9 protein-coding genes are annotated in these 12,210 nt (G+C 70.9%); 2 read left to right on the forward strand and 7 right to left on the reverse strand.

All coding sequences use genetic code 11. From position 1 onward, the window contains the following. Positions 1-131 precede the first annotated feature (131 nt). The 4 genes from ACFV4K_RS14465 to ACFV4K_RS14480 all read right to left on the reverse strand — a co-directional run bounded on the left by ACFV4K_RS14465 (position 132) and on the right by ACFV4K_RS14480 (position 6,561). A complete protein-coding gene (locus ACFV4K_RS14465) occupies positions 132-1,277 on the reverse strand; it encodes a serine hydrolase domain-containing protein (protein ID WP_379275040.1) in 1,146 nt (381 codons plus the stop codon). Positions 1,278-1,356: 79 nt separating this feature from the next. Next, positions 1,357-2,781 (reverse strand): protein kinase, encoded by a 1,425-nt coding sequence (locus tag ACFV4K_RS14470; protein WP_379275042.1) that lies wholly within the window; start codon positions 2,779-2,781, stop codon positions 1,357-1,359. A gap of 173 nt (positions 2,782-2,954) precedes the next feature. Further along, positions 2,955-4,124 (reverse strand): VWA domain-containing protein, encoded by a 1,170-nt coding sequence (locus tag ACFV4K_RS14475; protein WP_379275044.1) that lies wholly within the window; start codon positions 4,122-4,124, stop codon positions 2,955-2,957. A 139-nt stretch (positions 4,125-4,263) separates the two neighbouring features. Beyond that, positions 4,264-6,561 carry a DUF5682 family protein gene (locus ACFV4K_RS14480; protein ID WP_379275046.1) on the reverse strand — a complete coding sequence of 766 codons (2,298 nt, stop codon included), beginning with the start codon at positions 6,559-6,561 and terminating at the stop codon, positions 4,264-4,266. Here ACFV4K_RS14480 and ACFV4K_RS14485 point away from each other — a divergent pair. Further along, positions 6,561-7,394 (forward strand): RNA-guided endonuclease InsQ/TnpB family protein, encoded by an 834-nt coding sequence (locus ACFV4K_RS14485; protein ID WP_379275048.1) that lies wholly within the window; start codon positions 6,561-6,563, stop codon positions 7,392-7,394. The two genes, ACFV4K_RS14480 and ACFV4K_RS14485, sit on opposite strands and share 1 nt — an antisense overlap. A gap of 13 nt (positions 7,395-7,407) precedes the next feature. Here ACFV4K_RS14485 and ACFV4K_RS14490 read toward each other — a convergent pair whose 3' ends face one another. Together ACFV4K_RS14490 and ACFV4K_RS14495 are read right to left on the reverse strand one after the other, a co-directional pair. Continuing rightward, the gene (locus ACFV4K_RS14490; RefSeq protein WP_379275086.1) at positions 7,408-8,520 is read right to left on the reverse strand and encodes an AAA family ATPase; all 1,113 of its coding nucleotides are present in this window, start codon (positions 8,518-8,520) and stop codon (positions 7,408-7,410) included. 2 nt (positions 8,521-8,522) lie between these two features. Then, positions 8,523-11,480, reverse strand: a complete 2,958-nt coding sequence (locus ACFV4K_RS14495; protein WP_379275050.1) for a DUF5691 domain-containing protein — start codon at positions 11,478-11,480, stop codon at positions 8,523-8,525. Between the two features lie 187 nt (positions 11,481-11,667). Between ACFV4K_RS14495 and ACFV4K_RS14500 the strand changes: the two genes are divergently transcribed. After that, on the forward strand, positions 11,668-11,967 hold the full coding sequence (locus ACFV4K_RS14500) for a SelT/SelW/SelH family protein (RefSeq protein WP_379275051.1): 300 nt from the start codon (positions 11,668-11,670) through the stop codon (positions 11,965-11,967). On the opposite strand, the gene ACFV4K_RS14505 is transcribed toward ACFV4K_RS14500, so the two are convergent. Continuing rightward, on the reverse strand, positions 11,964-12,185 hold the full coding sequence (locus ACFV4K_RS14505; RefSeq protein ID WP_379093988.1) for a zinc ribbon domain-containing protein: 222 nt from the start codon (positions 12,183-12,185) through the stop codon (positions 11,964-11,966). The two genes, ACFV4K_RS14500 and ACFV4K_RS14505, sit on opposite strands and share 4 nt — an antisense overlap. Positions 12,186-12,210 lie beyond the last annotated feature (25 nt).

A 12,210-nucleotide genomic window follows, 5' to 3' on the forward strand; every position in this document is an offset into this window, starting at 1 on the left:
GCCCTTTGCTTTGCGGTCAGCTGATCGGGACGCCCGCCCCGCCCGGCCCCGCCATCCACGCCCGCAACCCTCGCTTCATCGTCCTGACCAGCACCGAACCCGCAGTGCGGGCAGACGATAGCAGCGTTCGGTTACGGGCACAGGGCGTGGTCGATCAGGGTGGCGGCCGCGGATTCCTGGGCCAGGATGTGCTCCGGGGAATCGCCGAGGGCCTCGGACATGGAGACCACGACGCTGCGGGCGCCGTCGCCGGTGACGCCATTGAGGGTGATGTAGCCGCCGTCGCCGCCCTCGTGGGACCAGTAGGCGCCGCCGCAGCTCAGCGGGCGTTCGGCGAGACCGAGGCCGTATCGGCCACCCGGCCACATGGTTTCGAGGTCCCCGCTCACCGGCACGGTCCGCTTCATCTCCGCCAGCCGGTCGGCCGGGAGCAGGCGGCCGCCGAGCAGGGCTCGGAAGAAGGTGTTCTCGTCCGCGGTGGTGGTGACCCAGGACAGGTTCTCGGGTTCCAGCGCGACCTGGTCGGTGACGTCGACTTCGGAACCGGGGCCGAAGAACTGGTAGGCGCGGGCGTGCGGCTGCGGGAGCGTGGGCGAGTCGCCGAGCCACCGGGTTCCGCGCAGGCCGAGCGGGGTGACGATGCGGGTCTCGATCTCGGTGTGAGCGGGTCGGCCGGTGGCGCGCTGGATGATCTCGGCGAGCAGGATGTAGCCGGTATTGGAGTACTGCCAGCCCGAGCCGGGCGCGAAGTCGGGCGTGTGGGCCATGGCCCGGGCGATCAGCTGGGCGGGGGTGTAGATGTCGTAGCGCTGCTGGGTGTACTCCTCGGGTGTGGTGTACCCGGGCAGGTCGTCGTGAATACCGCTGGTGTGCTGCAACAGCTGACGGAGGGTGATCCGGGCGCCGTCGTTCCCATTGCCCCGCACCATATCCGGCAGCCACCGCTCGACGGTGTCGTCGAGGGTGAGCGTGCCCTCGCCCGCCAGTTGCAGGACCACGGTGGCGACGAATGTCTTGGCGGTGCTGGCCATCCGGAAGTACCCGTCGGACGGGACCGGGTCGCCGGTCGCCAGGTCGGCCGTCCCGCTGGTGGCGACCGATTGCGTGCCGTCGGGCTCGATGACGCGAGCCTGCACACCACTGATGCCGAGGGCGTGGATCGCGTCGGCGTCCTGGTGCAACCGCTGCGCGAGGGAGGACTCCGCGGGCTCGGTACAACCGGCGGTCGCCCCGGCGATCAGTAGAACGCCGAGGACGGCGGCACAGCGTTTGACCATGACTTGACGCTATGTCCGCCTGCGTCCTCGAGGAATCCGGCGGATCCCTGGAATCCGGATGGGGGAGATCCCCCAGGTTTCACAGGGTGATGCGGAAGGCCTTGTCGCCGAGGATGCTCTCGGGCGTGCGATGGTCGGCGAAGGCCGAATACACGATGGTGTCGGGCTGCAGCGGGGCGTCGGCCTTGGACTTGCTGCTCTTGATGATCACCGCGATCACGATGATGACGATCACCAGCACCGTGACGATGGCGGCGATCAGCCAGGCCGTGCTGTTCGAATTCCGCTGCTGAGGAGCGTAATTCGGCTGCGGGGTGTGGTGCGCGTAGGTCTGCGACGGCGAGTACGACGGACCCTGCTGACTCGTGAAATGTTGCGGCGCGGGCTGGTTCGGGTACGCCGGCGTCGAGTTCTGCTGGTTCGGGATGGGGTGGTGCGGGTAGGACGGGGCCTGCTGATGGGGGTACGACGGAGCCGGGGCCGGCGGCGACGGGTACGCGGGACCCTGGTTGGTGTAGGTGGGACCGGGGCCGACCAGCGGGCGCGGGGTCGACGGGGTGGGCGTCGGCGGGCGCTGGATCACCGGCTGCGGGTGGGCCGGGGTCGGCGGACGCGGGGCCACGATCGGCTGCGGGTGCGCGGGCGTCGGGGGACGCGGCGGGGCGGCCGGAGCCGAGAGGGCTCGTTCGGCGGCCGTGGCGAATTCGACGCACGAGCGGTAGCGGTCGGCGGGGCGCTTGGCCAGCGCCTTGGCCAGGACGGCGTCGATGGCGCGGGGCAGGGCCTGGCGCAGCGGGCTCGCCGGGGGCGGCGGCTGCTGCAGATGGCCGCGGATGACGGCGGCCGGGCTGGTGCCCTCGAAAGGGACCGCGCCGGTGAGCAGCTGGAACAGGGTGCAGGCCAGCGAGTACTGGTCGGAGCGGCCGTCGAGGGACGCGCCGGTCAGCTGCTCGGGGGAGGCGTAGGCGAGAGTGGCTGTGACGGTGCCGGTCTGGGTCAGATGCCCGGTGTCGTCACGCAGGCGGGCGATACCGAAGTCGGTCAGGTAGACCCGCTCGCTGGAGCCGGTCTTGGAGGACGAGCGGGCCAGCAGGATATTGGCCGGTTTCACGTCCCGGTGCAGGACATTGAGGCCGTGCGCGTAGTCGAGTGCTTTGGCGGTCTCGGTGATGATCTGGACCGCCCGCAGCGGGGGCAGCGTGCCGGGGCTGATGGAGGAGGCGTTCACGCCGTCGATGAACTGCATCGAGATCCACAGCTGCTCGCCCTCGTCGCCGCGGTCGTAGACGGTGACGATATTCGGGTGGTCCAGCCGGGCGACGAGATCCGCCTCGCGAATGAAGCGGGCGCGAATCTCGTCGTCGGAGAACATCTCCTGATTGAGCAGCTTGAGGGCGGTCATCCGGGGCAGCCGCGGGTGCTTGGCCAGATACACCGAGCCCATGCCGCCACGGCCGAGCTCGCGTTCGATGACGTAGCCGGCGAACACATCACCAGAGCGCAAACCGAGCACCCGCTTCCGTAATCTCTGCCCTCCGCTTCGCTGCGGGCGGGTTCGCGGCCCTGGAGGTCTCGTTCTTCCCTCCCTCCGCTCCTCCGCTTCGCCCGCTCCGCTCCGCTCAGTCCAGAACGAGACGGGCCGCGAACATCAGGCGTTTCCAATCTCAAGCGCACCCATTATGGCTGCCCGCGGAACGTGTTGTGTGCCCACGTCCCAACATCGCCTCGGTCCAGCGCCACCGCGAGCAGGTCCGGGAACTTGTCCGGGGTACACGCGAAAGCGGGCACACCCAGGGCCGTCAGCGCCGCCGCATTGTCGCGGTCGTAGGCGGGGGCGCCCTCGTCCGACAGCGCCAGCAGCACCACCACCTGCACCCCCGATTCCTTCATGGCGCGAATGCGCCGCAGCATCTCCGCGCGGACGCCGCCCTCGTAGAGATCGGAGATCAGGACGAACAGGGAATCGGTCGGGCGGGTGATGAGCGACTGGGAGTACGCGATGGCCCGATTGATATCGGTGCCGCCGCCCAGCTGCGTGCCGAACAGCACCTCCACCGGATCCGACAGCTTCTCGGTGAGATCCACGACGGCGGTGTCGAACACCACCAGCGAGGTGCGCAGCGACCGCATGGACGCCAGCACCGCGCCGAACACCGACGCGTACACCACACTCGACGCCATCGACCCGGACTGGTCGATGGCCAGCACCACATCCCGCTTCACCGCCTGCGCCTTGCGGCCGTACCCGACCAGCCGCTCGGGCACCACGGTCCGGTGATCGGGCAGATAGTTCGCCAGGTTCTTGCGAATCGTGCGGTCCCAGTCGATATCCCGCAGCTTGGGGCGCGACACCCGCGCCGCCCGATTCAGCGCCCCGCCCACGGCGGCCACGGTCTGCGCCGCGATCCGCCGCTCGATCTCCTTGACTACCTTCTCCACCACCATGCGGGCGGTGGCCTTGGTGGTCTCCGGCATCACCCGGTTCAGGCTCAGCAGCGTGCCGACCAGGTGCACATCCGGTTCGACCGCCTCCAGCAGCTCGGGCTCCAGCAGCAATTCGGTGAGGTTGAGCCGATCCACCGCGTCGCGCTGCATCACCTCCACCACGGTCGAGGGGAAGTAGCGGCGAATATCGCCCAGCCACCGCGACACCTGCGGCGCGGACCCGCCGAGCCCGCCCGAGCGCCGTCCGCCCCCGCCCTGCCCGGAGTCGTAGAGCGACCCCAGCGCGCGGTCCATCGCCTGATCGTCGGCGCTGCGCAGGCCGCCGCACCCGAGCCCGGCCTCCCCGGCGCTGCCGAGCACCAGCCGCCACCGCCGCAGCTGCCCTTCGTCGATCTCGTTCATGCCATCCCCCAGGATGTGTATGAGTGGTAACTGCCTGTGCCCCACAGGGAGTCGAGTTGCCGGCCGGGCTCGCCCGCGCGCCCGCCCCGCAGCCGCGGTCGAAGGCTCCGCGGCCCGTTCCGGCTACCGCCGTGTCGGCTCATCGGGCCACCCCGAGTATCTCGGCGGCCGAACGCATGGCCAGCGCGCCGCGGATCGCGTCGTACTGCGCGCTGCCGGTGGCCGCAGCCGTCGGCGCGCCGTGACGGACGGCCTGGCCGATGGCCTGCCGCTCCCCGGCCTCGAACGCGCCGAAGGTCCGGCGCAGCAGGGGCAGGGTGGCCACGAACTGGTCCTCGTCGAGCCCGCACAGCCAGCCGTCGATGAGTGACAACAGGTTTCGGTCGTGGACCAGCAGCAGGCCGCGGCCGCCGAGGAAGCCGTCGATCCAGGCCGCCTTGTCCGGCGCGGTGCGGCCGACCGACAGCGCCGCGGATAGTCGGCGGCCGGACTCCTCGCCGCCGATGCGCTCGGCGTCGCAGAGCAGCCGCACGGCGCGGCCGACGATGCCGCCGTTGACGTCGTCGCGATCGGCCAGCGTCTCGAGGGTGGACAGCCATGTCCCCGAGGCCCATTCGTCGTCGCGGTTCGACAGCGCCAGGTGCACCGCGTCGATCCGGCCGCGCAGCGCGGCGGCCGCGTCGGCGTCGAGTCCGGTCACCGCGCCCGGCAGGCCGGCGCAACTGCGGACCAGCAGGCTGTCCGCCACCCGGGTCAGCGCAGCGCCGTCGGTGCCGCGCACGTCGCCGTAGCGGGCGATGCGCAGCAGGCCGGGCAGCGCCGACATCAGGTGGGTGACATCGTGATCCAGAGCCGCGACCGTCTCCAGCCGCGCGATCAGTCCGTCGGTGGCTCCGCCGAGATCGGCCAGCAGCGCCTCCTCCAGCGCGGACGCCACCTTCCCGACCGTGGCGTCCGGGTCCCGGGCGGCGTCGAGGATCTTCGCCTCGGCGGCCGACCGCAGGGTGGTGCCCCAGCGCGACGCCTCCACGATCGCGATCGCCAGTTCCGGCCGCCAGCGCAGGGTCCAGGTCTCGCGGAAGGTGCCCGCATTGCGGACCTGGCTGTCGGTCAGCCGCCCCCACCCGATGCCGAGCAGCCGGAGCCGGTGCAGCAGACGCGATCTCGCGAGCCCGCCGTCGGTGCGCAGATCCAGGTCGACGGTCCGTTCCAGCGCCTGCTGCTTGAGCCGCAGCGTCTTGATCTGGGCCCGCAGGTCCGCCTCCAGCGGCACCGTCGGCGTGCCCTCGGGCACCGTCCCCAGCGCCTCGCCCACCACCAGTTCGGTGCTGACCAGCCGCAACAGGATCTCGTCGCCGTCGCACAGCACCGACCGGGTGGCCTCGGTGACCTCCGACAGTCCAGCCAGCGGCCGCTCTCGCAGGGTCGCGAGAGTCTCGGCCAGCCGGATGGATTCGATGATGTGCGCGCTCGACACCGGCAGATCGTGGGCGCGCAGGGTGCCCGCGACCTTGGTGAGCCAGCGGGCGATCGGCTGATCGGTCTCGGTGAACAGGTGGTGGTACCAGCCCGGGGAAGTGATGCCCGCGCCGTAGCCGGATGAGCTCGCCAGCCGCGAATGCGTCCACGGCACCCAGGTCAGCGTGGCCTTGCCCTTGGGCAGGCCCTTGAGCAGCCGAGCATCGGCCGCGGCCGGGCCCAGCTTGCCCTCCAGCGCGGGCGCGTGCCACGCGCCGCACACCACGGCCAGCCGTTTCGCCCCGTCCTTCAAGGCTTTTCGCATGATTTGTCGCATGTGCGCCTCACGCCGCAGCGTGTGCGCGTCCACCGTGATCCGCGCCGTGGCGGCCGAGAAGGGCTCCTCCTCCGTTGTCCCGGACCCCTCGGCCGGGACAACGGAATCGGATTCCTCCGAGACCTCCGGAAGATCCTCCGCGTGCTCGCGCAGGGCGGCCATGGCCTCGTTGACCGCGGGGAAGATATCGGCGTCCGAGGCGGATTCGACGATGGCGTCCCACCAGCGTTCGGCGTCGTCGTATCCGGCGGCCGAGGCCAGGATGCCGAGCGGGTCGGTCCGATCGCCCGGCTCGTCCGCCACGGCCAGGCAGATCGAGGCCGGCAGATCGCAGAAGCCCACGGACACACCGTGTTCCGCCGCGAACCGCAGCGCCACCCACTCAGGGGAGAAGGTCGCGAACGGCCAGAACGCGGCCTCGGCGGGACTGTCCGGCTGATAGGCGAGCAGGGCCACCGGCGGTGACATGCCCTCGGCCGCGACGTAACCGACCAGCGGATCGGCGTCCGAAGGGCCCTCGATGAGAATGGCGTCGGGACGGAACCGCGCCAGCGCCAGCGCCAGCGAGCGCGCCGAACCTGGTCCATGGTGGCGGATGCCGAACACACGCGTCTGGGCCGTCGCTGCGACGGTAGTGGTCATTGGGTTCCTCCCGTGTAGTTCCCAGCCTTCAGGCCGGGGAGGAAACTGGAGTCCGCACCAGCGGTCTCACAAATGCGCCACCGTCCACGGTCACCGTTTCGCGGGATTCTGCGGGACGCTGGTTCGTGTCGCTGCTGTGTCAGTCCACTGTCGCGGCGCTGCCGCCGACTGGTGCGGCGGTCGGTATCGACGCCGGGCTCGATCACCTGCTCACCCTCTCGACAGGCGAAAAGTTCAGCAATCCACGTCATGAGCGTTGCGATCGCGTGCGCCTGGCGAAAGCCCAACGCCGCCTTGCCCGTAAGACGAGAGGATCGGCCAACCGGGAAAGGGCTCGCGTGGCGATCGCCCGTATCCACGCCAGGATCAGTGACCGCCGACGAGACCACATGCACAAAATCACCACTCGTCTCGTGCGTGAAAACCAAACGCTCGTGATTGAGGACCTGACCGTGCGCAATATGGTCAAGAACCGAAAACTCGCCCGCGCCATCAGCGACGCGGCGTGGCGAGAGTTCCGGAACATGCTGGAATACAAGGCCGACTGGTACGGGCGCGACCTGATCGTGGTCGACCGCTGGTACCCGTCGTCGAAGGTGTGTTCCGAATGTGGGGCGTTGACGGAGTCGATGCCCCTGCGCGTCCGTTCGTGGACGTGCAGTTGCGGTGTCTCCCACGACCGGGATATCAACGCCGCGAAGAACCTTGTGGCCGCCGGGCTGGCGGTGACGGCCTGTGGAGCCGGTGTAAGACCTCAAAGGAGTACTCCTGGCGGGCGGTCGGCGACGAAGCAGGAAAATTCGACTGCGAAGTCGGGAATCCCTGCCCAGTAAGGGCGGGAGGATGTCAATCGTGCACCTCGCGGCAGGCACGGTAGAAGTCGGACCAATCGGGGCGCTGGCGCACAACGGCTTCCAGGTACTCGGTCCACACCACCTGGTCGGCCACCGGATCCTTGATGACCGCGCCCAGCACCGCGCCCGCGATGTCGGCGGGCCGCAGCACGCCGTCGCCGAAGTGCGCCGCCAGCGCGATGCCATTGGTGATCACCGAGATCGCCTCGGCCGTGGACAGCGTGCCGGTCGGCGACTTGAGCTTGGTGCGGCCGTCCTCGGTCATGCCCGAGCGCAGTTCGCGGAACACCCGCACCACGCGGCGGATCTCCTCGACGGCCGCGGGCACGGCGGGCAGTTCCAGTGCGACGCCGAGCTGTTCGACGCGGCGGGTGACGATGGAGACCTCCTCGTCCTCCCCGGCCGGCAGCGGCAGCACCACGGTGTTGAACCGGCGGCGCAGCGCCGAGGACAGTTCGTTGACGCCGCGGTCGCGGTCGTTGGCGGTGGCGATCACATTGAAGCCCTTGGCCGCCTGCACCTCCGTGCCCAGTTCCGGCACCGGCAGCGTCTTCTCCGACAGCACCGTGATCAGCGCGTCCTGGACGTCCGACGGGATACGGGTGAGCTCCTCGAGCCGGGCGATGGAGCCGGCGCGCATGGCGGTCATGATCGGCGAGGGCACCAGCGCGGCCTCGCTCGGACCCTCGGCCAGCAGCCGGGCGTAGTTCCAGCCGTAGCGGATGGCCTCCTCCGCGGTTCCGGAGGTACCCTGCACCAGCAGCGTCGAATGTCCCGCGATGGCGGCCGAGAGGTGTTCCGACACCCAGGTTTTCGCGGTGCCGGGGACACCGATCAGCAGCAGCGCGCGGTCGGTGGCCAGGGTGGCGACCGCGACCTCCATGATCCGGCGCGGGCCCACGTATTTGGGCGTGATCACGGTGCCGTCGGACAGCGTGCCACCCAGCAGATAGGTGACCACCGCCCACGGTGACAGGTTCCAGGAGGGCGGACGCGGGCGGTCGTCGGCCGCGGCCAGGGCCTTCAGCTCGTCGGCGAAGGCCTGTTCGGCGTGCGGGCGCAGCAGGGCGTCCGGTTCCTGAGCGAGGGTGACTTCCTGAGCAATGGTCACTGCAACTCCTCGAGCATCGTCTTGCGTTCAATGAGGTCATGGGCGAGCTGGTCGAAGGCCTGCTCCCAGTACGGATCCGCGCAGCGGCGGGCCAGACCGGACACCATCCCGGCCAGCTCCACCGGGAAGTGGGCGGACGCCGCGCGGAACAGCGTCCGATACGAGCCGGGCACCAGGCTGGGCGCACCCGGCCGGTCGGCGCACAGCTGAGCGCGCTCGGTGAGCAGCCGCAGCACGTGCTCCGCCATCGGGCCGGGCCACTGCCGGGGCATGGCGCGCAACAGGGATTCGATCTCGGCGAGCCAGCTGGAATCCAGGCCGCGCAGGTACCGCACCTGATCGGCCTCGGGCTGGAGCGCGAACAGGGCGCGCAGCTTGTCGGAATCGGCGTCGCGGGCGGCCGGGCCGGAGATCGCACCGAACAGGGCTCGCGCCCACGCCGGATCGCCCTGTGCCAGTGCGGCATCGGTCCAGCCGGCGACCATGGGTCCGCGCACGCCGTCGGCCATGGACACCCGGACCGCCTCCTCGGGCGACCCGAGCAGCCGTTCCCAATGCCGCAACGGCGTGGCCGCCACCACCCGGTGCAGCCATTCGGTGGCCAGATCGGGTGCGCCGTCGGCGCGATAGGCGGTGTAGCCGAAGGAATCCCCGACGCCGTCGCGGCGGGCCGCGTCGTCGAGCACGCCGGGGCCGGTGGTGACCAGTCGCGGCGTGACCGGGCGCGCGCCGAAGCTCAGCCAGGCCGAGGCCCGCCGCGACATCCGTTGCGCGAACGCCGAATCCGGCAGTCGTCCCAGCAGGTCCGCGGCCAGCCGCCGCACCTCCGCGCGCCGATCGTCGAGCGCGGTCTCGAGCAGCGGCTCGTCGGCGAGCGAGAGCCCGTCGGCGAGGACAGCCAGCAGATCGGACTTACCCGGCCCGGACTCGGTGCTCCACGACCCGGCCAGCACGGCGCTCGCGGCCGCCGGATCGCGCTGCCGCAGCTGGGTCAGCCAGCTGCGCCGCTCCGTCGCCCGGCCGTGCGACCACACGCTGTCGTCCTCGGCGGCCGCGCGCACCAGCGATTTCCAGCCCGGATGCTGTCCGGCCAGCCACCGTCCCCGCGCCCCGGCCAGCCGTAGCAGCGGCTCCCGATGCGGCGCGAGCGCTTTGGCGCGATCGAGCAGGACGCTCACCAGGCCGTCCGGCGCGCGGAAGTCCCGCGGCCCGGCCAGGGCGAACCACTCCTCGAGGAACGACGAATTGTCCGACAGCATGTCGATCAAGCGCGCTCCCGCGGCGGCTGGCAGCAACGGCCGTTCGTCATCGGACGCGGCGGCGCCGTGCTCACCGGAACCGGCGGTCACGCCGCCGCGAGCGAAACAATCCTGCAGCGCAATGGATTCCAGCAGTAGGACCGCCGGATCCCCGCTCAACGCGGTCGCCGCCGAGGTGACGGGCGCGGCCAATCCCGACAGATCGGCCTGCCGCCGTGCCGTGCCGACCAGGGCCGCCGACACCAGCTCGGCGCTACCGGCGTCCTCGATCCCGCCGCGGACCGGGTTCGGAGTCCCCAGTGCCACACCGACATCCACCATCACCCCGTCGGCGAGCGCCGCGACGGGAACCAGTCCGTCCGCGGTCCACTCGGCCAGCAGCGTCACCGCGTGCCCACCCGACAGCCCGAGCAGCCGCCACGGCTCACCCTCGGTCGTCGACACCGGCAGCGCGTCGCCACCGGATTCCACTATTTCCCAGCCCTTTTCGCCGCGAACCGGAACGACATCGACGAGCAGCACCGGCCATGACCGCAGGAACGGATCGGCTCCCAATGCCCGCGCTTGTTCGACCAGTGCCGCCGCGATGCTGCCCGTGTCGGTGTTCGCCGGATCGGATTCGAGTGGATCGATGCTGGATCCAGCGGCCGCGACCTGGTCGCCGCGGTTCTTCTCGCCGGTGGCGACCGGCAGCGGGATCGTGGTGAAGGGTTCGGGAATGTCTTCGTGGCGGTCGCCCCAGATGGCGCGCAGCGGCGCGGCGGCGGGGTAGAAGTGCAGGTTCGCGTCCACCTGGAAGCCCGGAGCCGGGGTGTCGTTGGGGAAGGCGGGACTGCCGTAGTGGTGGTCCAGGATCAGGGCCCAGCGGCCCGAGGCCCGCCCGCGCAGCCAGACCCGGCGGGTGTAGAGGCCGTCCTCGGTGGTGGTGCGGACGCCCAGGACCTGCCAGCGGTCACGGACCGCGGGTTCGGCGCGGACCGAGTCGGCCGGGGTCTGGTAGCCGATGTGGGTGCGCACGCTGGCGCGCAGGCCGGGGGAGAGCTCGTCGAGGCGGGTGTGCGCGGCCGCCAGCAGGTGCAGCCGGGCGTATTCGCGCAAGAGTAGCCGGGGCCAGTCGGAATGGCTTGTGGCGAGCGGCAATTGACGCAGCGTGGCGGCCACGCCGGGGGCCTGCGCGTCGACCATGCGCGCGGCCACGGTCTCGAAGGCCCGCATCGAACGGTCGGACTGGGCGAGGCCGGTGCGGACCTGATCGGTGAGCCAGGTGTCCAGGTCGGCCAGGCCCGCGGTGACCCGGGCGCGGCGCTGATCGGCGGTGGCCCCGGCGCTCGCCGCGGGCCTGGCCTCGGGCGCGGCCTTCTTGGCGGCGCGGGCGGCCCGGCCGCCCAGCCAGTCGGCCGCGAAATCGCCCACGGCGTCCGCGGCGGGCACCTCGCCGGCGCTCCACGACAGCAGCAGCGACAGCGCGTGCTTGCACGGGAACTTGCGGCTCGGGCACGTGCACTTGTACGCGGGTCCGGCCAGGTCGACGATGGTTTGGTACGGGCGGCTGCCGCTGCCCTTGCACAGCCCCCACAGCGCCGTGTCGTGAATCCCGGTGCCGCTCCACTTGCCGCGCAATTTGCGGGCGGCGGTCAGCGACGCGGCGTCCGGTGCGAGCGAGCCGATGTGATCGGCGGTCCAAGCGGTGGTCATCCATCCCCCTTCCTCGGTTGACATCTTTCTATCCGAGGGCACCGACAGATCCGGGTGTCACGACGCGGCCGGGCCGGATGCGGAAGTCGTTCCGCCGCCACTGATTCGGACGATGCGGGCAGTGCGTACCGAGGGCCGCCGACGGGTGCGGGCGGGGCTGTCGGTGGGGCGGGATAGGGTCGCGGACATGCCTCGCGTAGCGATCGAATACTGCACACAGTGCCGCTGGCTGCTCCGCGCGAGCTGGATGGCCCAGGAGTTGCTGACCACCTTCGCCACCGATCTGTCGGAGGTCGCCCTGGTCCCCGGCGAGGGCGGCGTCTTCCGCATCACCGTCGACGGCGAGCAGATCTGGGAACGCAAGGCCGACGGCGGATTTCCCGATATCGCCCTGCTGAAACAACGCGTCCGCGACCGCGTGGCCCCGGATCGCTCACTGGGCCACGCGGACAAGAAGACGGACGAGAACGCCGGACCGGCGCGCTAGCAGCAGCCTCCGCCGCCGCAGCAGCCGCCGCCCGCCGGCGGGGCGGGCATGGACACCGGGGCGGCGCCGCCCCGGCTCACGGTTCCGAAGGTGGTCAGCAGCTTGACGGTGTCGTCGTGGCCGTCGGGGCAGGTCGCGGGGGCGGACGCCTCGGCCATCGGACGGGTCAGCTCGAAGGTGTCGCCGCAGCTGCGGCATCGATACGCATAGCTCGGCACCCGGCCAGCGTAGACCACACCGCCG

The organism is Nocardia sp. NPDC059764 (genome assembly GCF_042732555.1).
In the GTDB taxonomy this organism is placed as follows: Bacteria; Actinomycetota; Actinomycetes; order Mycobacteriales; family Mycobacteriaceae; genus Nocardia.

What these genes read in the sequence shown, in the direction of transcription:
- ACFV4K_RS14475 (WP_379275044.1), bottom strand. Translation starts at nt 4,124, where the DNA reads ATGAACGAGATCGACGAAGGGCAGCTGCGGCGGTGGCGGCTGGTGCTC.
- ACFV4K_RS14480 (WP_379275046.1), bottom strand. Translation starts at nt 6,561, where the DNA reads ATGACCACTACCGTCGCAGCGACGGCCCAGACGCGTGTGTTCGGCATC.
- ACFV4K_RS14495 (WP_379275050.1), bottom strand. Translation starts at nt 11,480, where the DNA reads ATGACCACCGCTTGGACCGCCGATCACATCGGCTCGCTCGCACCGGAC.
- ACFV4K_RS14465 (WP_379275040.1), bottom strand. Translation starts at nt 1,277, where the DNA reads ATGGTCAAACGCTGTGCCGCCGTCCTCGGCGTTCTACTGATCGCCGGG.
- ACFV4K_RS14500 (WP_379275051.1), top strand. Translation starts at nt 11,668, where the DNA reads ATGCCTCGCGTAGCGATCGAATACTGCACACAGTGCCGCTGGCTGCTC.